Genomic DNA, 22,375 nt, shown 5'->3' with positions numbered 1-22,375 from the left:
GCGATTTCCTTTCTTATCTTATTGCCTAACTTCACGAACCCGAATGCTGCATCGCTTCCCAGTCCGGCTCACCTCCTATCCCAAATTGCACCACGGCCAGCTGCGCCCACTCCCGTATTGCCCCATCGTACCTGAGCACGGTCATATCACAGCGCGCCGGATCGATGACATACGCATACCGCAGCCACGTCACTGCCGGCGTCAGCACGCCATACGCATCGCCGCGTGCCGGCTGCCACGAGTGCTTGCGCCACGCCGGAAACGCCACCGGGCGCACTGCCATAAAGATCGGGCTGCGCAGCCCGATAATTGTGCGCCATCCATCCGGCGCACTCTCATTTGCGATGAGATGCCGCAACATCCACGCCAGCGCCATCTGCCACCGCTCCGTTTTCGTGATCTCGGTCCACCCTGACTGAAGTCGGGGCCACCCGTCCGCTGGCCCACCCGTCGCGGCCTGGCTAACCATCGCATAGTACATCATGGCGGCGTCCCACAGCGCCACGCCCAGCCCCGTCGGGTACGCATCATACTCATGTACCACGCCGGCCCACAGTCCCTTTTCTCTCTCAGTCCACCGCGCTATCGCGCCCGCCGTAGCCATCCCTGACGCCTCCTTCCCGCCTTAGCACTGTCTCGAAGTGCCGCGCCCTTGTCTGAACCTGTTCCACGGCAGCCATCATACCCACAAACGTCAGCCAATCCATGCCGCTCAGCGCCGCCCTGAAATCGCACACCTGCGCGTGCGTCTCCAACTCCGCCTGCGCTGCTCTGGCTGCATCGGCCAGGACCGTTAGTGTACTTAGTACAATATCCAGCTGTTCACTGTTCATTGTCCTCGCTCTCCTTTTCCACAAGTATGGCCTCTTCGCTGTGCGGCACTTCTTGCTGCCCGCATATCGGACACCAGCGCGGCGTATCCTTACGCCTTTTCAACTGCCGCTCCCAGTCCCGGCCCGCGCCGGGCCACACGACGACCACGCGCCACGCAATGCCTTGCGCGCTCACCGCAGCCATCAACTTGCTGCCGTTGCCCGCCCGATGCTCCTTCATGCGCGCCTCCAGGTCGGTCGTATACCCGATGTAGTGCTGCGCGCTCCCATGTGGATTGCTCACATCGCCCACAGGCCGGTCGAAGTGTATCATGTACACGCACTTGCCCTTGCCGATCATAGCGTCATGCTCCTTTCACCGAGCAACACCTCGTAATGGCGCTGCGCCCGCGCCAATTCGGTCATCTCCGGCCACTCGCTGCCAAAGATGGCCTCGAACAAATGCACCGCATACTGCACTTCGTCCATCTCGCCCTGTGCCTGGTCCCGGAATATCTCCTTGACATTCTGCCACAGCTTGAGGCGCGCCAGTTGAAACCATGCCCCACTGCGCCACTTTTTCACCATATAGCGCACGCCGCCTTGCCACCGTGCCCCAACCAACTCGATTGGCTTCAGCACGACCGGCGGCGCGTGATCCAGCACCACCACCTTGGGCGTGACCGTCGTATACCAACGCCAGGAATGACTATCCCAATTCCAGTCGTGGCTTTCCTCGATCCGCGCATACATAATCACCCTGCCCGCCAGTGCGAATACCCACAGGTCATATACGCGCCACGCCTCAATCGGCACCTTGCGCCGCTCGGCCCATCGCAGCGGCTTGCTGCGTAGATACCGGCCCCACATCACCGAACTGGCCGCATCCATGAGGTGCGCGGCCAGCAACTCATACGCCGATAGCTTGCATAACTGCGACGCCCAATCGACTTCCCCATAGACCAACCGCAAGGCGAGCCACACCTGCATCTCGTTCAGGTTGCGCATCAGCAAAGCCGCCAGCGGCCTCGTATCCTCGCGCCCGCACAGTACCTGCGCGTAGTGTGACCCACGCCCCCATGAGTATTCAAGCTCCTGCACCTTGCGCCCGTAGTAATCAACTTGTGGCAGTTCAGGCAAGTTGCCGCACACAGCATCCAGTAACTCAAACGCCTGATTTCTTTCCACGTCGCGCTCCTTTCATCTTGCCCCGGCGCGGCTCACAGTGGCAGCGCCTCCTGCGGTTCGCCGACACAGTGGTAGATATCGAAGAACATTTTTCCCAGGAACAAGCGGTAACAGATCAACCATGCGCCAATTGGCAAAGTAATGCGTTGGTTCAGCCGCATATCGCTTCCGGCGTGTAGCGCATCCTGGTTGTTGAATCGCGCACCTGTTTCCTTGCCGCGATAGTACACTCGATACGTTTCGCCTTCACCCGTGATGGTATACCAGGCTGTGGAAACAGCATGATATGTCACACTTTTCCCAACAACACGCGCTTGTTCAGCATACCGCTTGACCCACTCTCGTACCCCATCGGGAAATTGCGCAAAGAACTTCTTCGACGCCCTGACGGTCTTCGGTGCAAGTATATAGCCGCCGCCATACATGATGAACTCCTTTATCTACATGCCGGTCATAATCTGCGCTTGCCGCGCCGCGCTTCCGCGCTGTGAAACATCGACCGATCCGCCGCGCCCACTTTCCGGCTCGTCGCCACCACCTCGGCGCGCGGCTCCACGATGGGCCGGTGTTGCCGCTCGGCATCCGCCATATCCAACCAGAAGCTCAGTGAGCGCCCCACCAGCCCCGCCAGCGCTTCCATTGCCGCCATCACGTGGCTGCACGCGCATTCTGGGCTTTCTTTGGGCCGGTGCTGGCCCCACGGACAACTGCACCGCGTATGCAGCAGCCCACGCGCATCATTCCACACGCGCACGCTATACCACACACTTTCATCCGACCCACTCTGCACATAGCAAAACGCTGCCTGCCGGCTCGTGCTCATGACGCGCACCACCATTCCGCGCGACCGTTCCTGTAGCTGCTTCACGTTTACCACGTGCCGTAGCCACTTCCCAATCTGCGCGTCCGACCACACATATCCCTCAGTCATCCGAGCACCTCCAGCATCTCCGGCGCGCAGCCTTCCGCCAGCGCCTCGACCTGATGCAACAGGTCCACATAATCCACGTCCACAATCTCGTCAAATGTGAACGCAACATCGCTGCCCGCACCTATCTGCCGCTCGGCCTCGATGATCTCGGTCAGCACGACATCCATTAACGGATGCACGGCCAAAATCTTCGACTGATACTTGTACGCCGTGCCGAGCGCCCTTTCGTCGCCGCTGGCCTGGAAGCGCTGATACGCGCTTTCCATAAACTGAACCAGCAACGCCACCCTTCGGTACGTGAAACTCGTAATCTTTTCCGGCTTTGGCACACGCACTCTCACCGCCATGACTATGCTCCTTTTCCCCGGCCATGCCGGGGTTAGCCCATGCCCCAAACGAATACTTGCACTGGGGCGATTGCTTTAACAAAGGGTTGCTGGGGGGAAGGACTTGCACCTCCGCGCTGCCGCCGCAGACACACAAACCATCAGGTTGCGTCTTCCGTCACTTGGCTTGTGCATTCCTCGCCCTTTTCGGTTGCTCCCAGCCTCATAAATGACAAGGGGCCTTTCTCCAAGGCCCCCTACGCATATACGCTCAGTACTTGACGCCCGTGCCTCTATCCTTAACAAAATCTTCGAGCGCCGTGATTTGCGCCAGCTTGCCCAGCGCCTCGGCCCGCTCTGGCGGATCGCCATACTCAATCGCCTTATCGCGCTCCTGTACTCTGGCAGCATATGCATACTCGGCCATCCAACCAGGCACGGCTTTTTCCAGGCGCGCAATCTTGGCGTCCGCATCCTCTGGCACATCCAAGAACTTGTTTGCGGCTTTGGCTAACTCATCGACGCCGCCATCTGCCCTCAGTTCCGAGATGTGGTACTCCCGGTACGAGCCATCCGCGCGCCGCACCTTCACGAACCCATCACTTGTGAAGGGGGACACGATCTCAACTGGCGTCCCGAACTTTGTGTAGATCACGCCTCATCCTCCTCGCCGAACTGTGCCACGAACTCCTCGATCTCGACCCAATGGGCCACAACCAGGGCTGCCTTGACCTGACCGAACCTGAAGTCGAACCCATTGCCCAGCGGCACCATCAGGATCAGATGCCCTTTGAACTCACCGATGGTGTCCACACCGAAAATGTCATCGATGCGCCCCTCGGCAAACGCCTGCACCATATCCCGATGGGCCAGCACTGCCTGCGCTTTGGCAACCCCAAAACTGAAGGGCCGCCCTTCGGTTGGCATCACGATCACCGGCTTACCCCGGAACCGCTCAACCACACACTCACCGATTTTGACACCCTTTGCCATCCCGCGCTCCTTTCACGCTATGCTTTTTCAATCCCCCATTTTAAGGTCTGGGGAAGACCCCGACGCTCCCTGTCGGGGTTTCTGCGACCTATATAGTTCAGCGGTTCAAGTTGAAATACCAGCGCGCTTCCAGCGCCTCACTGTTTGTCTCGTACACAACTGCGCCTTTCCGATTGCGCACTGTGCTGAAGAACTGCTGCATCTGCTCTGTGGTGAAACGATCACCTGTGCCGTGACCGCCGTCCCACACCAACCACTGGCCATCTGACCACTGGCGGCATGACAAAACCCAGCCTTTGGCGAACCGCCGGACGCTGAGGCCCAACGCCTTAAAGTACTCGTTGAGCGCCTTCGCATCCTTGACCGAAACCTGAAACCACCGATTGTCTTTGCTGGCCATGACTGATGCTCCTTTTCTGAACTGATCCTTCACACAATGAGCGCCGAGGGGGAGTCGGACCCCCATTGTCAGGCCCGGCCCAGCGCACGTATGTACCAACGCTGAAAGCAGGAACGATTGCTCCTGCCCTCAGCGTTGGTAGGTCCGGCTTAGCCGGACCTTACCAACTTAATCCCAGTAGTGGCTGGCGATCAGATCGACCAGCGCGTCTTCCAGCGTCCGACCGTCACATGACCGACCGGGTGAACTGAACTCATATCCCCCGCCGTGCCATCGACTGGGCATCCACACCGACACCTGATTCAGCCGATAACCATCGACCGGCTCGTATCCTTCTGAGGACAGCCACATCTTTTCCTGCTTGAAACTGAAGTATACAATGCCCTCATCGCCATCCTTGTTCACGAACCGAACTTTCATGAGGTCACCGATGCCCTCGCCCACGACCGTGAAAGGAACATTGGCTGCCCTGACCGCCGCCAACTTTTCCGCCCACGCTGCCTCCTTGGCCTCGCGCTGCATCGACTTCGCTGCCAGCACTTCCTTGTTGACTGCACGCTGCGCCTCAACATCGTCACAATAGTGCCACCAACTGCGCCCGCCAATCTCCTTTCCTGACTGGCGGTTGATGCGAACTTCCTGGCTGCGACCTTCGACCTTGGCCGTGATCTGCGTCTTCGTGATCTTCACGACCTGACCGATGTACTGGTACTTGTCCCAACCGCTGGCGATATAATCGCCGACCTCGACCTCATCCATTCTCTTGCCGTACATTGTGCTGCTCCTTTCAAGCAAACCTTTATCGTCACCCACAAGCGCTCAAACCATATGCTTGAACGCTTGTGGGTGACAGGCTCATTTGAGCCTGCCCCAAAATCCCTGCCTTGCATTGGCCCATCGCTGTACTCTCGCTCTTGCCGGATTTGCACCGTCTGGGCTTGCTTTTTGGCTCCTCTTCGGCTTGTGCAATCACACTCTCCGGCTTCTTTTCTCTGACCGCCGTATCATCACCTTCTCGCGGGCTTGTTGTTTTGTTTCCGCTACCCTGTGATGACCGCTTGCCGTCTCCGGGCTTCCTGCACTTGCCTCTGATTTGCTTTTGTTAATGTTCAATCATTTGAACATATGATACACCAGAAACGACTACCTGTCAACCGACTGCTTCTTTCCCTTACAACTTATTAACAACTTCGCTACTGTCGCCCAGCCTCGCCCCATGCCATGCGCGCAGGTCCTCCATATATATGAAGTACTCCCCGCCGGGCGTCACATACGCATCCAGCCCGCCGCTCTGCACATTGCGCAGAATGGTCCGATAGTGCCGGCCCGTCAGCAGCGCTGCCTGCTCCACCGTCACAAACTCCGAAAGCCACGTCGCCAAAAGCGCCCTAATCATCCGTCTCTCCCTCCTGGAAAAACTTGCTCACCTCTATCCCGTGCTCTGCCAACAAACCAATATCCCCCGCGCTGGCTGCCGCCACACTATCAGGTATGGCCTGGCCCCAGCGCCGCGCCGCACTACTTACCACTTTCACCGCCTGGGATATCGCATAAGCGCGCAGCGGCGCGTCATGCGCGTACCGCGCCCGGAGCCGCAACTGCTCCGCTTCCGGCCACATCAACCACCGCAAATAATCCGCCGCAAACTTCAACGAGAGCCGAAGCGCGCTCTCCCCGGCCAACCTGCGCTGCCGACCAATCGCATCATCTCGCGCCATCTTTTCTGCACCTTCCTCCATATATATGCACTACATTGTACACCATAACCCGCTTTGGGCATATATCAAAGCGCCATTGCGCCCATTGCTTATTTCACGTAAACCTGATATACTGTGCGCAAATCCGCACCTCAGGAGCAAAACATCACATGGCCGAGCCGCGCCCCACAACCATTATTGCCCCCGACGCTGACGACAAGCGCTACAAGATCGTCTCCGATCTCGAACCGCTTCTGGTGCCCATCGACGCCATCGCGGTCGATCCCACCAACGCCCGCGCGCACCCGCCGGGCAACATCTCGGCCATCGCTGGCTCGCTCAATCGCTACGGCCAACGCAAACCTATCGTCGTCAACCGCCGCGACAACACCATCGAGGCCGGCAATGGCACCTGGGACGCGGCCAAGCTCATCCGCTGGACACACATCGCCGTCGTCTTTGTCGATGACGACCCGCACGCCGCCACCGGCTACGCGCTCGCGGACAACCGCACCACCGACCTCTCCTACTGGGACACGGAAATCTTAGCCGACCTGCTCAAGTCCCTCGACCTCAGCGATGCCAACGCTGCCGCATACGCCGATGTGGGCTTCGACGAACAATTCGTCCGCACCATCCTCGACGCTGCCGACCTCATCGATCTCGATGCCATGGAACAAAAACTTGGCGCACTCGACGCTGAAGACATGCTGCCCTTCCTGCGCATCCAGACCACCGAAGAGGGCGTCGCCCTGTACGAATCCCATATGCGCACCGCGCCCGCCCATAACCCAATCCACAAGTTCGTCCAGATTATGCAGGCCGTCGATCCACATATCCTATCCGAGATGGAAGCAATCGATGACGAAGAAATCCCAGACGCCTGAAACAACCAGGCCGCCCTTTCGCATCCTGATCTCCTTCCATACCTGGCGCAACCGCGATCTTGACGCGCTCTTCGGACCCATCACCCAGAGGTTCGATCTCGATGTCTTTGCCGATAGCGGCGCATTTTCGGCCTGGACTATCGGCGCGCCCATCCAGGTCGAAGAATACGCCGCCTGGCTTAAGCGCTGGTCGCACTGGTTCGCTGCCGCCGCCAACTTAGACGTCATCTCCACCTTGCCCACCGCCGGCTTCCTCGAAGGGCATCGCAACTTCCAATGGCTTCAGGACCAGGGCCTGCATCCCATCCCCGTCTTCCACGCTGGTGAGCCACAGGACCGCCTCTACGAATACATCGAAACCTATCCCTATATTGCCCTGGGTGGCCTGGTGGGCGCAAAGCCACGCAACCGCGGCATGTTGCGCTTCTTCGTCAACGCCTTTAAATATGCCCAAAACCACTCCCCCAACACCTGTTTCCATATGTTCGGCCTCACTGACTGGCGCATCGCCCATCTCTATCCCTGGTTCTCCACGGACAGCACGTCGTGGATCGCGCCGGTCCGCTTCGGCGACATAAAAGTCTTCGATCCCGTCACGGGCATTATGATGGCTGGCAAGTCGCGCAATATCATGCGCGCCGGCAAGAAGAAGGTCAACATCTTTCTCAGGTGGATGGCACGGCACAATATCGACCTCGCCTCTACCGTGGACCGCAGCAAGCAAAGCTCCTACGACCTCTGCTACATGGGCGCGCTCGCCTATCTTGAAGCGGAGGCCTGGGTGCGCGCCAAGCGCCCCACCATGCCCGTGCCCGCCCCTTACACCGGACACGCCGGCCCCAAGGTCTACATGGTCCACTCGGCCACCACCTATTTCTCCGAGCATATGCGCGCCGTCGAGCGCCTCTGCGAGGAAGGCACCATCCATGTGTAGCATCTGCGGCTTTATCACCACCCAGCCCACGCCTGAACTCCACGACGCCTTCCTGCGCACTTTTGCCCGTTCTGCCGAGCGCGGGCGCGACAGCCACGGCATGGTGGGCGGCCCCCACCCCGACGCAAGTTGGGGCCACCCCTTCGCCCTACGCCGGCCTGGCCCCAGCACCGGCATCGACGAAACCTACAGCCTCGGCCCCGCGCCCACCTGGGTTATTGCCAACTGCCGCGCCGAACCCACCACCGAATACGTCGCCGCCAAAACCGACGACCTCATTCCGCCTTTCGTCACGCCCGCCGGCACCGCCGTCACGCACAACGGCACCATCGCCAACGACAAAGAACTCGCCGCCGCGCTCAACCTGCCCCCGCTCCCCATCGACAGCATGGTCATCGGTCCCCTCATCGACCGTTACGGCATCCACAACGCCCTTGCCCAACTGGTCGGCTCCTACGCCCTCGCTGTCCACGCGCCCGACGGCACTCTCTACCTCGCCTGCAACTACAAGCCCATCTTTATCAAGCGCCTGCCCAACGCCTACATCTTTGGCTCCCTCGAAGCCCACCTGCGCGAAGATTGGCTGGACAACATTGTCCAACTCCCACCTTACTCCCTCACCACCATCGCGCCCGACCTCACCCTCAGCACACAAACCCTGCGCCCACCCATCCCAGCCCGCCGCGCCCTCGTCATCTGCTCCGGCGGCCTGGACAGCGCCGTCGTCGCCACACACTACGTCCGCCTGGGTTATGACACCACCCTTCTGCACTTCACTTACGGCTGCCGCGCCGAGACGCGCGAGCGCGAGGCCGTCAACGCCCTCGCCGCCCATCTCCAGTGCGCCGCCCGCTTCATCGATATGCGCACCCTTTTCCGCGCCGACATTGGCCACTCGCGCCTCACCGATACCGCCGCCGATCTCATGACCGAGCGCGGCGGCGAGCGCAGCGCTGAACTTGCCTACGAATGGGTGCCCGCGCGCAACCTCATCTTCTCCAGCGTTGCCCTGGCCTACGCCGAGGCGCACGGCTTCTCCACAATTGCCCTGGGCAACAATCTCGAAGAGAGCGGCGCATACCCCGACAACGAGATGATCTTCACGCTCAAGTTCGCCGATCTCGTGCCCAACGCCGTCAACCTCAACGCCCAAATCGCCATCGAGCAGCCGGTGGGTAACCTCACAAAGCATGAAATCGTCCGCCTGGGCCTCGAACTCGATGCGCCCTTACACCTCACCTGGTCCTGTTACGAAAATGGCCCCACCCACTGCGGCACGTGCGGCTCATGCCATCTGCGCCGCCACGCTTTCGCACACAACCACACGCCCGATCCTGTCCCATACCGGGAGGCGTCATAATGCACCTTCTTGCCATTGGCCACTTTGGATATCACGAAGAAACCATCACATTGCCCATTCTCAACGCGCTGGAGCGCCTGGGCGCAACCCTGCACCGTGTCGGCGGCGACTTTGCCTTCTTCCTGCCCGAAAACTTCGCCGATCAGCCCCGTCACTGGCTCGCTGGCCTCCCCGACGCCCTCGATATCTACGACGCACTTCTTTTCCTCGACTACTGGCATATGGGCGTCCCCATGTACCTCTATCGCAGTATCGACCGCACATCCACGCCACCCTTCCTCGGCATCGGCCACGGCTCGGCCTACATCGACGGCGATCTATGCCTTCGCATCCCGCACGCGCGCGACTACGAGGACTTCCTCTGGCGTATCTATGACGCCGTGACTTTCCCGCCCTCCGATCTCGTCCGGCGCAGCATGCCCGACCACGCGCAGCGCAAAATCCACTATGCGCCCTACCCCATCGACCACTTCCTCAACGAGCAACCCCAATTCACCTACGCGCCCAAAATCTACCACGTCTCGCGCTGGCGGCCCGATAAGGGCAGCGACCGCTTTGCCAACTTCGCCCAGTACGCTGCCACCACTGCCCCATCCGAAGTCACCTTCGCCGCCACCGGTCTGGAAACGCCGCTCCATAACATCAAACCGCTGGGGTGGCTCACCCCGGACCAACTCCGCCAACTCGCCCGCGCCGGCGGCTACTTCATCTGCGACGCGCGCCAGGAAATCTTCCCCAACGCCGTCGTGCGCATGTTTGCATACGGCCTCACCCCTCTCTACCGCGCCGACAACCTCGCCTACTCCGCCCTGCATCTCCCCGAACGCCTCGCTTTCACCTCCTACGACCACGCCCTCCAACTCGTTGCCGACCGCACCCTGGCTACGCCCGACGACTGGGCCGCCTTCCGCGCTCAGCACGCCGACAACGCCACCCAACTCGCGCAAACCATCCTCGCCGCCGCCCAACTCCAGCCCCAGCCGGAGCAATCCCGCCCCGATATACATCGGGGCCACACTGCGCCCCCACGCAAAAACACCCCAACTTCGGCAAACCGGAGCGGGGGTGCTTCTGACCCACACAAGGTGGGGTTTTGGGGGGGTATGGTATAATGATAGCAGGAGATGAGGAAAACTGCAATGTACCGGATCGCCAAGGAATTCCACTTCAGTGCGTCGCACCAACTGCTCAACCTGCCCGACGAGCATCCCTGCACGCGGCTCCACGGCCATAACTACCGCGTCATTCTCGAACTCGGCGCGGAGCGCCTCAACGCAGCCGGGTTCGTTATCGACTTCGGGGACCTCAAGCCCTTTAAGGACTACATCGACGACACGCTCGATCACCGCCACCTCAACGACATCTTCGGCCCTGACGTCTCGCCCTCCGCGGAAAACATCGCCGCCCATCTATTCGACGTGGCGCTGCACCTGTTCGGTCCCATCACACTCAGCGTGACCGTCTACGAGACAGAAAAGGCATACGCGCGCTATGGACCAGCCGATTAAATACCCTATCAATCACCTATATCGCACCATCCAGGGCGAGGGCAAGCTCACCGGCACGCCAATGGCCCTGCTGCGCTTCCAGGGCTGCGCGGTGGGATGCCCGTTTTGTGTCGATGGTGACACGCCTGTACTTATGGCAGACTGGACCTCCAAGCCCATCCGAGAAATCCAGATTGGCGATGAGGTAATGTCCTATGGCGGCAAGCGTGCATATGTTGTTTCGCGCGTCATCGATACTTCGCAACGAGTTAATGAACCCACTGTAGAGGTTTGCACCGATATGGGATCGGTGATCTGTACTCCAGATCATGTTTTCCATGTGAATAAGCATAAAAGTATGGTCAGAAAGATGCCTGCCGGTGATCTTACGGGTGTATGGATCAAACGATCTCGGCTTGGCAACTATTCTCCCTGGCCATCTACTGAAGATTATCTTCGTGGATATCTCATGGGTGCATATGCGGGCGATGGCTCTTCATCGAAGTGGGGAGGGTATACAAAAATCTATTGGCAGGTCACTGATCTGGATTTCGCTGAATGCTTGCGTGATCTTGTCAATAGGTTTGGCCGAAATACCAACGTGACCAAATCGAAGCGCAAAACGTCGGCGGGTAAAACTGTTTATCGAGTTTCCTGCGCAATTACGGACCTTGAGTTCATTATGGACTATCCTCAAACACTTGAGGAACGTCGGGGCTATGTAGCTGGGTTTTTTGACGCTGAAGGCTCGGCGTCGAAATATCAGATTACGATATATCAGCAGGATGATAAACTTTTGCATCGAGTTAATGCTATGCTCCGAGATTTTGGTTTTGACCCACACTGGTCCGCTTCTCAGATTGACCCGCGCAATGGCAAAAAGATGTATGGGTTGCGTGTTACGGGCGTAGATGAGTGTGAGCGTTTCTTTGCTGTATTTACGCCGGTAATCCGCCGCAAACAAAATAAGGGACGGGGAAAGCCGGGACAGTTGCAAGCAATGCTGGTAGATGAAGTCAGGCCAGTTGCTTCGCGTACTGTTTATAATCTCATGACGACAAAGGGAAATTTCTTTGCCAATGGGTTTCTCGTTGACCAATGCGATACGCGCGAAACCTGGCCGCTCGCTATGGCCAACGAAGTCGCCTCCCTGGACGCGCTCTACGAGCACAAGGCCGCCGCCGGTGCCCCCACCCCGACAGACGTCGGGGCCACTCCGCACTACGTCTACCTGACCCCCAACCAATTGCTCACCGAGATCACGTCGCGCTTCCGCGACCTGCCCTACATCATGGTCACGGGCGGTGAGCCGGCCAACTATGACCTCGGCCCGCTCGTGCGCATCTTTCACGAAAACACTGACCGCTTACTTACTATCGAAACCTCTGGCACGGCACTGGGTCACATCGACGCTGACTTCGACTGGGTCGTCGTCTCGCCCAAGTTCGATATGCCGGGCGGCTTGCCTGTGCTGCGCTCCGCTCTGCTTGCCGCCGCCCGGCCTCACGGCGAACTAAAATTGCCCATCGGCAAGCGTGCCCACTACGACATTTTCATCGAGCGGATGCACCAACTCGGACTCGACCCTGCCGACTTCGATATCGCACTCCAGCCCCTCTCGCAAAGCGCCAAGGCCACCCAAACCTGCCTTGAACTCTGCTACGCACACGGACACCGCCTCAGCATCCAGATTCACAAGTACATAGGAGTCGCCTGATGGCACAACTCGACCTCGCCGGCCTGCAACTTGTCGCTGAGAACCTGCTCATCCTGCTGGGTGAAGACCCCAATCGCGAGGGGCTGCGCGAAACGCCGCGCCGCATCGCGCACTGGTATGACGAGTTCATCAACTACGACCCCGGCAACACCGAGGTCACCTTCGAGGCCGTCACCACCGATCAACTCGTCGTCGTCACCGGCATCCGCGTCTACTCATTATGCGAGCACCACATGCTGCCCTTCTGGGCGGACATCAGCATGGGTTACCTCGCCGCCAACCGCGTGCTCGGCCTCTCCAAGTTCGCGCGCATCGCGCACAAGCACGCCCACCGGCTGCAAATCCAGGAGCGGCTCGTCAGCGATATCGCGGACGAAATTTGCGCCCTGGCCCAGACCGAAAGCGTCGCCGTCCTCGCGCGCGGCTTCCACCTCTGTATGGCCATGCGCGGCGTGCGCACACCCGCCACCATGACGACCTCGGCCCTGCGTGGCATGTTCCGCGCTGACGCCGACCTGCGCCACGAGTTCCTGTCCCTGTGCCAGCTTAATAATGAGGTAAGACCCTGACCTATGTCGCGCCACGACACGTCCCTCGCACCCATAACCGACCTCCAGGAGCCGTTCTGGGAACGCCAGACGGACCACACCGGCAAACTCGAACCTACCCTGTGGTATGACCGTTTCCAGAATTATTACCTCTTTGTGGGCACGGAGCGGTCTAAGCACGGCGCTTATAATATGTGGCGCAAAGAACAAGGTAAGCCGCCGTCTAAGAGCCTTACCAGAGCCTGGAAGGTCATTATGGCGCGGTGGCGCTGGGACGAACGCGCGGAGGCCTGGGATAACTACCAGCGCCAACTGGACCTCGCACGCTGGCAGGAGCGCCGTGACGCTATCCGCGAGAAGGAATTCGAACTCGCCGACCGCCTGTTCGAGCAGGCTCTGGCTATGTCGCGCTGGCCCATCGGCCAGCCCCAGCGCATCGTCAACGAGGATGGCACGGTCACGGTCATCAACCCCACCGACAAGTGGACCAAGGCCGACGCTGCGCGCTTTGCCAAGATCGCCTCGGACCTCTCGCGCCGCGCCGCCGGCATTACTGATGATACCCCCACCGGTGCTGTCGTGGTGCCCATTATCATTGTTCCGTCCAGCAGTGCCGGTCACTTCGAGCGCCAGCCGGGCGATATCGTGCTCGGTGACATTCTGAGCGACACGCCCATATCTCGCTTCCCTGACCCAGGTCGGAGCAACGGCGCACGCCCGGACGATGACGATTTCGAGGATGACGATGACGATTGATCAGGTCCGCGCTTACTGGGACCGCCGGCCGTGCAACCTGCGTCACAGCGCGGCCCCGCTCGGCTCCCGCCAATATTTCGACGAAGTGCGCGCCCGCAAGTACTTCGTGGAGCCGCACCTGCCCGCCTTTGCCGACTTCCCACGCTGGACAAACAAGAACGTACTCGAAGTGGGCTGCGGCATGGGCACGGTCGCTATCGACTTCGCCCGCGCGGGCGCTAACATCTTTGCCATCGACCTTTCACCGCGCGCCATCGACCTGGCCCAACTCCAGTCGACCGCATATGCGGTGCCGATCCCGTGGGGATGCGGCAACTACGAAGAACTCACGCATGTCTGGGAAGGCCAGTTTCACCTCATCTTTTCGTGGGGCGTCCTGCACCACACACCCAACCCTGACGCCGCCCTGCGTAACATGCACCGAATGCTGCGGCCTGACGGCGAACTGCGCCTCATGCTCTACCACCGCTACACGCCCAAAACCCTCCTCATTGCCCTTGGCCTGGCGCAGTCTGAGGCCCAGCGCGGCGTGCCCATCGCGCGCACTTACTCCCGCCACACAGCCCGCGCCCTGATCGTGCGCCATGGCTTCACCATCACCGACATCCACGTTGACCACATCTTCCCCTGGCGCGTCCGCGACTACGTCCAATACCGCTATGTCAAGGCGCTGCCCTGGCGCATTCTGCCGCCTGCCCTCTTCCGCGCCCTCGAACACCGCTTTGGGCAGCATCTCCTGATTACCGCGCGCCGGTCGCAGCCATAATGCCTTCACCTCGGAGTAACGCAGTACTGGCGCATCGTCTCCCTGCCGGCCCGCACTACGCCATTTTCGACCCGGATAGCGCGCTCACGTCGCAGAACCGCTTCATGGCTCTCTTTAACCCAGAAGTAATGCACTCCGGCGCATTCGGCTCCGGCAAGACGCGCGCCCTTTGCCTCAAGGCGCTCCAACTCTCCCTCCTGTGGGCGGGCAACCGCGGCCTCCTCGCACGCAAGACCCTCACCTCCCTGGAAGCCACCACGCTCCAAACCCTGCTCAAACCCGACGGCGCGCTGCCGCCGGTTATCCCGCCGGAACTGATCGCCAACCACAGCTACAAGTACCGCACCATCACGCTCACCAACGGCTCGGAAATTCTCTACGGCGGCGTCAAATCTTCCTCCGGCGACACATCATGGATCAACTCCCTGAACCTGGGCTGGGCCGCCGTCGATCAGGCCGAAGAACTCACCTACGACGAGTGGCGGCTGGTCCAGGGCCGCCTGCGCCATGACACACCCAAAGTGCGCCAGCTGCTCGGTGCGTGCAACCCACGCCACCCTGGCCACTGGATCTACCAGCGCTTCTTCGTGGAGCGCGCGCCCGGCACCGCCGTCGTCACCTCGCGCACCATCGATAACCACTTCCTGCCCGAGGATTACCTGGAGCGGCTGCGCTCGTTCACCGGCCCGTTCTACGAGCGCTTCGTGCTGGGTCGCTGGGTCGGCCTCGAAGGCCTGGTCTACCCGCACTTCGACCCGCTCGTCCACGTCATCGACGCTTTCCCCATCCCCCATTCGTGGACGCGCTACCGCGCCATCGACTTCGGCTACCAAAACCCCTTCGTGTGCCTGTGGGCTGCGGTCGCCCGCGCGGAGAACCCAGCCCATCTGCCTGAAGGCAGCATTATCATCTACCGCGAACTTTACCACGCGCGCCAAAAGATCACCGACCTGGCCGACCGCGTGGCTGACCTCAGCGCCGAAGAGCGCTATGCTGCCACCTTTGCTGACCATGACGCCGGCGACCGCGCCGTCCTCGCGGCGCGTGGCATCGATACGCAACCCGCCGTCAAGGATGTCACCCTTGGCATCCAGCGCGTGGCCGATTACTTGGGCAACCCACCCGAAGTTGCCCCGCGTCTCTACTTCTTCAGCGACGCCTTGGTACACCGCGATCAGGGCCTCGTGCTCGACCCGCTCACGGGCGAGAAGCGCTTCGCGCCCACTTCCACCACCGAAGAATTCCAATTCTACCGCTGGGCGCAGCCCTCCGAGGCGCGCAACGCCAGGGAAGAACCAATCAAAATTCATGACCACGGTATGGACGCCCTGCGCTACTTACTGTACACTATGGATAGGCCCGCCGCCCTGCCCGCCACCGCCAAGGCCATAAATCTATATCCAACCGCGCCCACCCGCGCGCGCCGGAGGCCAGTACAATGAACGTAACGCTCCCCATGCAGGAACTGCCCGTCTCGGACATCATCGGGCGCACGGCGTCCACATTCGAGACACTCAACCTCTACACGTACCGCACGTCTGTTGACTGGACGAAGGCCGACCATCGATTCTGGGACCGCCTGCGCTGGGGGCACGAGCGCGGCTATGAACTGGGCGGCCTGCACGCCCAGGCGATTAACCGCATTACGGCCTCCTGGGTGCTGGGCGCGGGCGTGGATGCGGAACTCGATACCGAAACCGAGTCGCCCGCCGCCGACTACACCAATGACCTGCTGCGCCGTTTCTTCAGCGTTTACCTCAACCTGATGCTCACGACCTACGAAGACAGCCTGGGCCTGGGCGACAGCTTCTTGATCGTCAACCAGAGCGACGCCTCGCTCACGATGGTGCCGCCCGATCTGGTCACGATCCAGACCGACCCCATCGACTACCGCCAGGTCATCGCGTACCAGATCGACAGCCAGCCCGCCACCGGCGTCATGGTGCGCGACATCTACACTGCCGAGAAGCGCGATCTCACCATCACCATTGGCAACGAGGTTTCCAACTTCGTTTTTCCCAACCTGATCGGGCGCATTCCCGTGGTCCACTTCGCCAACGACCGCGCGGCCAACGAAATCTGGGGCCGGCCCCAGGTCAGCGCGCTCCTTGCTCTCTTTGGCGAGTACAACGACGTGATCGAGAAAGCCCTCGGCGGCGTCAAGCGCATGTCCAACCCGGTCGCCACTTTCGAGGGCGTGGACAACCCGCAGCAGGTGCTCAAAGCCAACTCCACGCGCACGGAAGATTACACCGACCCCGACGGCGACACCCAAACCTACTACGTCATTGACTGGGCGCGCCAGGCTGTCATTGCCGTGGGCGGCAACGGCTCGTTCAATTTCAAAGGCCCGTCCCCGTTCACTGACGACGCGCGCCGTATGCTCGAAATTCTGTTCCTGCTCATGCTCCAGCGCTCGCAAATCCCAGAGTGGGTCTGGGGCGGCGCAATCGCGTCCTCCAAGGCCTCGGTGGACGCCCAGCTGCCTGCCTTCGTCCACTTCGTCGAGGGCCGCCGGCACATGCTATCGGGCCGCGCCGCTGACGACATTCTAGGCGTCACCGCTGAGGGCGGCCTGTACTCGCTGGCCGACATCTGGCTCCGCACGCGCGCGCTCACCGACCCGCAGGTCATGCTCGCCCCCATCCACCTCGCATTTCCGCCCATCACCGAAGAGGACCTGGAACTGCGCCTCAAGCAGGTCCAGTTTGCCTACCAGGAGAATCTGCTCCAGCGCGCCACCACGCTGGGCTTGCTCGACCTGGTCGAGAACCCTGAGGCCGAAGCTGCGAAGGCTTTGGACGAGGACGATCTCATGTTCGCACGCGGCCAGGAGCGCCAGTCCGCCTTTCTGGACAATGCGATGGCACGCGCCAAGCGCAACGAGGACGATGGGCCGCCGCCTGCCGACGACACCGACGACGAGGAAGATTAGTGCCACAGACCACGACGGGCACGCAGGTCCTGTACCGCGCCCTGAGCGCGCTCAACCACCGTGAGGGCGCGGCCCTGTTTCAGCCCGCCACCGCGCGTCTGGCACAGCTGCTGGCCCGCTTTGCGGACCGCAACGACCTCATTCCGCCCCAATCCGTTACCCCGCTGCGCCAGCTGGCCGGTGACGCCATCTCTGCCCTCTTCGTCGCGCCCACGCCCTTCTCGCCCTATCCCGATGGGCGCGCCCCATATACGCCAGGCACGGCTGAGCCACTCGCGCCCTTCGCCCGCCTCCTGAACGGCTTGATCGCCCAATCCGTTGCCGCCCTCATACGTGGGCACCAGACCCAGATGGCGCGCACGTTGCCGCCGCTCACGTACCGCTGGCTGACCTCCGCACGCACGCCCGCCGAATTGCCCATCGCGGAGCAGACCCCGACTTCAGTCGGGGAGGCCCCAGCCTATTTCGCCACCCGCCTGCTCAACCAAGCCTACCTGACCCAGTACCGCCCCTTCCACGAGTGGGTCGATCCGTCGGGCTACCGCCTCAGTGACCGCATCTGGCGCACGGGTGCAGCTGTGCGTGACAAGGCCGACCGCTACCTGACCGACAGTATTGGGCGCAACACGCCGGCGCTCCAGATGTCGCGCGATCTCGAACAGTTCCTGCTGCCCACGCGCGCCAACCTGCGCACGCGCCGGCCTTACGGCACCAATGCCAGTTTCGACGCCATGCGCCTGGCGCGCACGGAACTCATCCACGCGTACAGCACAGCGCAACAACTGGCTGCCACCACAAACCCATTCGTCACTGGCATGGATTGGGCGCTCTCCGCCGCCCACCCGCGCGTTGACATCTGTGACGATATCGCTACCATTGGCATGAGCGGCGAGCGGCTGCGCCCGCCCTACCCCGTCGAGTCCTGCCCCATCCCCGTCCAGGCAAGCCACCCGCAGTGCCTATGCTTCCTACTCCCTTACATCGATAATACCCAGGAGCCAACCGAGGCCCTGGTCGAACTCCATGCCAGTGGCGCGCCGCCCCCACTTACGCCGGCGGCCCCGTTCCCGTTCTTGCAACTCCTGCTCGGCGCATACCTGGGCCGGCAGGCCTACCGCTACCTGAACCGATCCGGTAACACCATCGAACCGATCCTCACGCCTGAAGGAGAATTTGTCTAATGCACACCATCGTTATCGCCGGCGCGGGTGGCTTCATTGGCGGCGCACTCGTGCACACGCTGGCCCGTCTGCACCCAGACACCACAATCCGTGCTGTGGATAAGAAACCCTTGCCTGAGTGGCACCGCCTGCCGCACTTGCCCAATACCGAGTGCCTGTGTCTGGACCTCGCCCAGCCCGACGCCTGCCACATCGCCACGCGCAACGCCACCGAGGTCTATAACCTGGCCGCAGACATGGGCGGCATGGGCTACATTTCTAATTACCGCATCGCCTGTATGCGTAATGTCCTGATCAATACCAATCTGATCGAAGCGGCCTACCGCGCGGGCGCATCCACTTATTTCTTTGCGTCCTCGGCGTGCGTCTACAACACGGCCCTGCAAGCCGATCCAAACGCCGTTGCCCTCAAAGAAAGCGACGCTTACCCCGCCCTGGCCGAGCGCGGCTACGGCTGGGAGAAACTCTACGCCGAAATGCTCTGCCAGGAGTACTACCACGAGCGGGGCCTGCGCACTTACATCGCGCGCTTCCACAACATCTACGGCCCCTACGGCACGTGGCGCGGGGGCCGCGAGAAAGCGCCCGCCGCGCTATGCCGCAAGGCGCTGGCTGTCCTGCACGGCGACGCCGACCACGTCCCTATCTGGGGCGATGGCACCCAGGAACGCAGTTATACCTACATCGACGACTGCATCACCGGCATTCTCAAAATCGTCGCGTGCCCGGCCCTGATCGCCACACCCGTCAATCTTGGCTCCGACGAACTCATCTCGGTCAACGGCTTGCTTGATATCATCGAAGCCATCGCGCAGCCGCCCCAACCCTTCGCGCGCCGCTACGAACCCGCCCAACCCACGGGCGTACAGCGCCGCAACAGCGACAACACTTTTATTCGCGCCACACTCGATTGGGCACCCGGCGCGCCCATCGCTGAGGGCCTCTCCCCCACTTACACCTGGATTGCCAAACAATACAACCAGGCCGGACAGGCCGGAGGCCCCAATGCGGACGGGAACCCGCCGTAATACCGCCACCCATTTTACTGTAACACCAAGCAAACCCTCACCACCTCATACTTGCCCCTGACGCAAACAACCGCCCTGAGGGAGGACGGCTGCTTGTGGCACTTTCATGCCGGGTTGTGGGTTGCCTACATTATATAGCACTCTCCCCTATTTGCAAATTGCCACACACTGTGATACAATTTTGCAAACCTTCACAAGGAAAGGAGCCTATCATGTCTGACCAAACTTCGCCCGCGGACACGTTCGATATTCTCGTCCTCGCCCTGCCTGACGTCATGCACCACGAGCCGTGCGTCGTGTGCGGCGGCAATCACTGCGACTACCTCATCACCTTCCTCGAAGATGGGGCGGTTGACGGCGAGGCCGAACCCTACCACCGTGCCTGCTTCCTCGAACTCGCGCGCCAGGCAGAGCAGTCCCTCGCCCAAAGCGGACTGGCCAACCCTAACCAGTCCTTCGTGGATTACCTCAAGTCCCTCCTACCCGACGCCGACACGCCCGCCGATACGCCGCCCGCCAAAACCACCTGGCAGGGGCGCGAACTGCCCATCCCGGTCAAAGTCTGGGACGGCGACGACTACGAAACCTATCTCGGCACAGGCCAACTCGTCGCTTTCGTCACCACCTATGCTATCAACGCGCCCGGCGCGCTGATCTCCTATGGCAACGCCGAAGAACCCATCCCGCCTGACCTCCAGGCCATCTCGAAGTATCCTATTGTCGAAATCCACAACAATCCCAAGATCGTCATGGATGCCTCCGGCGCGATCAAATATGGCTGCCAGGTCTACTGGAGCGTCATCGCCGAAACCGAAAAGGAGTAACCATGTCCACCATGATCCGCCCTTGCACATGCCAGCACTATTTCCAGGACGCTCGCTACGGCTTGCATAACCGCATCCACAACCAGTGCAAGCGCAAGGAAGGCTCTTCGCGCACCCGCTGGCGCTGCACAGTATGCGGCGCGGTCAAAGAAGGGCTGGCCGGTGAACGGCAATAAGCTCTACTGGGCCTACCCGGTCACGCGCAAGGAAGAATCTTACTTCGTGCTCTCGGATAAAATGGCGTGGGCGCTGCGCCGGCGCGGCTTTACCGTCACGCCGCTCTCCGCCGCCTACTTCGACACCACCCCCACAACCCACGTCGCCCTTGCCCACCCAGATATCGGCGCAATTCCCACCGTCGCCGCCGGCACGCCCGGCTTCATGACGCTCAAACTGGGCCGGGTCTGGGGCCTCACCATGTACGAAAGTACCCGCCTCCCAACGCGCTGGGCACCCACGCTCCTGCGCCACTGTGAGCGCATCCTTGTCCCATCACCCTGGTGTGCCGTCATCTTCCGCGATAACCTCACCGATTACATGGAAAGCCATACCGACCAGTTCAAAGTCCCGATCCTGCCGCCTATCCACGTCGTCCCGCTCGGCATCGATGCGGCTCAGTTCCGTTATACTCAGCGCCCCAACCGCGATACGTTCACTTTCCTCTGCATTGCCGACCGGGGCAACCGCAAGGGCTTTGACCTCGTGCTCCAGGCCTTCTACAAAGTGTTTGGCGGCCCGGACCAGACGCCTGACGTGCGCCTCATCTTCAAGATGATCGAGACGCCGCAAAGCATCCTGCACTTCGTCACTCACTTCCCCGACCGCCGCGTCCGCACCTGGCGCGAGAACCTGGACGACATTGCGGAACTCCTATATATCGCCGATTGCTTCCTCTTCCCATCCCGCGGCGAGGGCTACGGCCTCTGGCCGCGGCAGGCTGCCGCTACCGGTCTGCCGGTCATCTGCTCCGACTGCACGGGCATGGCCGACGAGGCCAAAAACTGGGCGCTCACACTCAACGGCACCTGGGTCGCCGCCTCCACCGAAGGCTACGACGGCAAACAATTCCAGCCCAACCTGGACGAACTCTGCACCCATATGCGTTGGGTCTATGACCAGCGCGCCCACGCCAGGGAGTTCGGCTACCGCGCCTCTAGCTGGGTACACGAGCACGTCACCTGGGACCATGCTGCCGACGCTTTCATCCAACTCTTCAACCAGGTCGCCGAGGACACACGCCGATCGTTCTCGTTCCCCGTCGCCAGCGCCTCAACTACAACAGAACCGCCCAAACCCAAGCCCAAACGGAGCCGCCGCTATGCCGCCAAATAACCTATATGAGCCATACGCTTATGGCCATGTCCAGCTAATCGTCCGCGCCAATGCCACACAAGGTTATGGCCTTTGGGATCGCGGCATCGTGCGCGAGATCCACAACGCCTATCCCTGGGACCTCATCACCCAATACTTGCCCCCCAACACACGTCTCGTCGTCGATCTCGGTGCGCATATTGGCGCATTCTCGCTGCGCGCCCACCATGACTTCCCCAGCGCGATCTATCTCGCGGTCGAGCCGGAACCCGACAACTTCGCCCTCCTCCAGCG

30 protein-coding genes are annotated in these 22,375 nt (G+C 61.1%); 17 read left to right on the top strand and 13 right to left on the bottom strand.

Going from position 1 to position 22,375, the window contains the following annotated elements; translation table 11 throughout:
* Positions 1 to 31 precede the first annotated feature (31 nt).
* The 13 genes from WC683_10255 to WC683_10195 form a co-directional block, all read right to left on the bottom strand.
* On the bottom strand, positions 32 to 604 hold the full coding sequence (locus WC683_10255) for a hypothetical protein (protein ID MFA4972987.1): 573 nt from the start codon (positions 602 to 604) through the stop codon (positions 32 to 34).
* Positions 570 to 833, bottom strand: coding sequence for a hypothetical protein (locus WC683_10250; GenBank protein ID MFA4972986.1), 264 nt, complete (start codon positions 831 to 833; stop codon positions 570 to 572). Before WC683_10250 ends, WC683_10255 begins: the two co-directional genes overlap by 35 nt.
* Complete coding sequence (locus WC683_10245; GenBank protein ID MFA4972985.1) at positions 823 to 1,173, bottom strand: GIY-YIG nuclease family protein; 351 nt, start codon at positions 1,171 to 1,173, stop codon at positions 823 to 825. Before WC683_10245 ends, WC683_10250 begins: the two co-directional genes overlap by 11 nt.
* Positions 1,170 to 2,000 carry a hypothetical protein gene (locus tag WC683_10240; GenBank protein MFA4972984.1) on the bottom strand — a complete coding sequence of 277 codons (831 nt, stop codon included), beginning with the start codon at positions 1,998 to 2,000 and terminating at the stop codon, positions 1,170 to 1,172. Before WC683_10240 ends, WC683_10245 begins: the two co-directional genes overlap by 4 nt.
* A gap of 32 nt (positions 2,001 to 2,032) precedes the next feature.
* Positions 2,033 to 2,425 carry a hypothetical protein gene (locus WC683_10235; GenBank protein MFA4972983.1) on the bottom strand — a complete coding sequence of 131 codons (393 nt, stop codon included), beginning with the start codon at positions 2,423 to 2,425 and terminating at the stop codon, positions 2,033 to 2,035.
* A gap of 26 nt (positions 2,426 to 2,451) precedes the next feature.
* Positions 2,452 to 2,931: an SWIM zinc finger family protein gene (locus WC683_10230; protein MFA4972982.1), complete on the bottom strand. Its 480-nt coding sequence runs from the start codon at positions 2,929 to 2,931 to the stop codon at positions 2,452 to 2,454.
* The gene (locus WC683_10225) at positions 2,928 to 3,278 is read right to left on the bottom strand and encodes a hypothetical protein (protein MFA4972981.1); all 351 of its coding nucleotides are present in this window, start codon (positions 3,276 to 3,278) and stop codon (positions 2,928 to 2,930) included. The genes WC683_10230 and WC683_10225 overlap by 4 nt, the downstream gene beginning before the upstream one ends.
* A 250-nt stretch (positions 3,279 to 3,528) precedes the next feature.
* Positions 3,529 to 3,912, bottom strand: coding sequence for a hypothetical protein (locus WC683_10220; protein ID MFA4972980.1), 384 nt, complete (start codon positions 3,910 to 3,912; stop codon positions 3,529 to 3,531).
* Positions 3,909 to 4,250, bottom strand: a complete 342-nt coding sequence (locus tag WC683_10215; GenBank protein MFA4972979.1) for a hypothetical protein — start codon at positions 4,248 to 4,250, stop codon at positions 3,909 to 3,911. The genes WC683_10220 and WC683_10215 overlap by 4 nt, the downstream gene beginning before the upstream one ends.
* Before the next feature lie 97 nt (positions 4,251 to 4,347).
* Positions 4,348 to 4,650: a hypothetical protein gene (locus WC683_10210; protein MFA4972978.1), complete on the bottom strand. Its 303-nt coding sequence runs from the start codon at positions 4,648 to 4,650 to the stop codon at positions 4,348 to 4,350.
* A gap of 168 nt (positions 4,651 to 4,818) precedes the next feature.
* Positions 4,819 to 5,424 carry a hypothetical protein gene (locus WC683_10205; GenBank protein MFA4972977.1) on the bottom strand — a complete coding sequence of 202 codons (606 nt, stop codon included), beginning with the start codon at positions 5,422 to 5,424 and terminating at the stop codon, positions 4,819 to 4,821.
* Between the two features lie 397 nt (positions 5,425 to 5,821).
* Positions 5,822 to 6,046, bottom strand: a complete 225-nt coding sequence (locus tag WC683_10200) for an excisionase family DNA-binding protein (protein MFA4972976.1) — start codon at positions 6,044 to 6,046, stop codon at positions 5,822 to 5,824.
* Positions 6,039 to 6,368, bottom strand: coding sequence for a hypothetical protein (locus WC683_10195; protein MFA4972975.1), 330 nt, complete (start codon positions 6,366 to 6,368; stop codon positions 6,039 to 6,041). Before WC683_10195 ends, WC683_10200 begins: the two co-directional genes overlap by 8 nt.
* 149 nt (positions 6,369 to 6,517) lie before the next feature.
* Here WC683_10195 and WC683_10190 point away from each other — a divergent pair, with 149 nt between their 5' ends.
* From WC683_10190 to WC683_10110, 17 genes are all read left to right on the top strand, one after another.
* Complete coding sequence (locus tag WC683_10190; protein ID MFA4972974.1) at positions 6,518 to 7,234, top strand: ParB N-terminal domain-containing protein; 717 nt, start codon at positions 6,518 to 6,520, stop codon at positions 7,232 to 7,234.
* Entirely contained in the window at positions 7,209 to 8,168 is a 960-nt protein-coding gene (locus WC683_10185) for a hypothetical protein (GenBank protein MFA4972973.1), read from the top strand. Before WC683_10190 ends, WC683_10185 begins: the two co-directional genes overlap by 26 nt.
* Complete coding sequence (locus WC683_10180; GenBank protein ID MFA4972972.1) at positions 8,161 to 9,528, top strand: 7-cyano-7-deazaguanine synthase; 1,368 nt, start codon at positions 8,161 to 8,163, stop codon at positions 9,526 to 9,528. Before WC683_10185 ends, WC683_10180 begins: the two co-directional genes overlap by 8 nt.
* On the top strand, positions 9,528 to 10,640 hold the full coding sequence (locus tag WC683_10175) for a hypothetical protein (protein ID MFA4972971.1): 1,113 nt from the start codon (positions 9,528 to 9,530) through the stop codon (positions 10,638 to 10,640). The genes WC683_10180 and WC683_10175 overlap by 1 nt, the downstream gene beginning before the upstream one ends.
* A gap of 27 nt (positions 10,641 to 10,667) precedes the next feature.
* Complete coding sequence (locus tag WC683_10170; protein MFA4972970.1) at positions 10,668 to 11,036, top strand: 6-carboxytetrahydropterin synthase; 369 nt, start codon at positions 10,668 to 10,670, stop codon at positions 11,034 to 11,036.
* Positions 11,020 to 12,732, top strand: a complete 1,713-nt coding sequence (locus WC683_10165; GenBank protein ID MFA4972969.1) for an LAGLIDADG family homing endonuclease — start codon at positions 11,020 to 11,022, stop codon at positions 12,730 to 12,732. Before WC683_10170 ends, WC683_10165 begins: the two co-directional genes overlap by 17 nt.
* A complete protein-coding gene (gene folE / locus WC683_10160; protein MFA4972968.1) occupies positions 12,732 to 13,301 on the top strand; it encodes a GTP cyclohydrolase I in 570 nt (189 codons plus the stop codon). The genes WC683_10165 and folE overlap by 1 nt, the downstream gene beginning before the upstream one ends.
* A gap of 3 nt (positions 13,302 to 13,304) precedes the next feature.
* Entirely contained in the window at positions 13,305 to 14,036 is a 732-nt protein-coding gene (locus tag WC683_10155; protein ID MFA4972967.1) for a hypothetical protein, read from the top strand.
* Positions 14,026 to 14,802, top strand: a complete 777-nt coding sequence (locus WC683_10150; protein ID MFA4972966.1) for a methyltransferase domain-containing protein — start codon at positions 14,026 to 14,028, stop codon at positions 14,800 to 14,802. Before WC683_10155 ends, WC683_10150 begins: the two co-directional genes overlap by 11 nt.
* Before the next feature lie 104 nt (positions 14,803 to 14,906).
* Positions 14,907 to 16,244 (top strand): phage terminase large subunit, encoded by a 1,338-nt coding sequence (locus tag WC683_10145; protein ID MFA4972965.1) that lies wholly within the window; start codon positions 14,907 to 14,909, stop codon positions 16,242 to 16,244.
* On the top strand, positions 16,241 to 17,737 hold the full coding sequence (locus tag WC683_10140) for a hypothetical protein (GenBank protein MFA4972964.1): 1,497 nt from the start codon (positions 16,241 to 16,243) through the stop codon (positions 17,735 to 17,737). Before WC683_10145 ends, WC683_10140 begins: the two co-directional genes overlap by 4 nt.
* Positions 17,737 to 18,918 carry a hypothetical protein gene (locus WC683_10135; GenBank protein ID MFA4972963.1) on the top strand — a complete coding sequence of 394 codons (1,182 nt, stop codon included), beginning with the start codon at positions 17,737 to 17,739 and terminating at the stop codon, positions 18,916 to 18,918. The genes WC683_10140 and WC683_10135 overlap by 1 nt, the downstream gene beginning before the upstream one ends.
* Complete coding sequence (locus tag WC683_10130; protein ID MFA4972962.1) at positions 18,918 to 19,946, top strand: NAD-dependent epimerase/dehydratase family protein; 1,029 nt, start codon at positions 18,918 to 18,920, stop codon at positions 19,944 to 19,946. Before WC683_10135 ends, WC683_10130 begins: the two co-directional genes overlap by 1 nt.
* Before the next feature lie 212 nt (positions 19,947 to 20,158).
* Positions 20,159 to 20,770 carry a hypothetical protein gene (locus tag WC683_10125; protein ID MFA4972961.1) on the top strand — a complete coding sequence of 204 codons (612 nt, stop codon included), beginning with the start codon at positions 20,159 to 20,161 and terminating at the stop codon, positions 20,768 to 20,770.
* Positions 20,771 to 20,772: 2 nt separating this feature from the next.
* Positions 20,773 to 20,946, top strand: a complete 174-nt coding sequence (locus WC683_10120) for a hypothetical protein (GenBank protein MFA4972960.1) — start codon at positions 20,773 to 20,775, stop codon at positions 20,944 to 20,946.
* Positions 20,933 to 22,102 carry a glycosyltransferase family 4 protein gene (locus WC683_10115; GenBank protein MFA4972959.1) on the top strand — a complete coding sequence of 390 codons (1,170 nt, stop codon included), beginning with the start codon at positions 20,933 to 20,935 and terminating at the stop codon, positions 22,100 to 22,102. The genes WC683_10120 and WC683_10115 overlap by 14 nt, the downstream gene beginning before the upstream one ends.
* Positions 22,089 to 22,375 (top strand): hypothetical protein (locus WC683_10110; GenBank protein MFA4972958.1); only part of this gene is annotated, 287 nt, incomplete at its 3' end. The genes WC683_10115 and WC683_10110, both read left to right, overlap by 14 nt.

The organism is bacterium (genome assembly GCA_041648665.1).
GTDB lineage: Bacteria > UBA10199 > UBA10199 > 2-02-FULL-44-16 > JAAZCA01 > JAFGMW01.
This window is presented reverse-complemented; position numbering and strand designations above follow the sequence as displayed.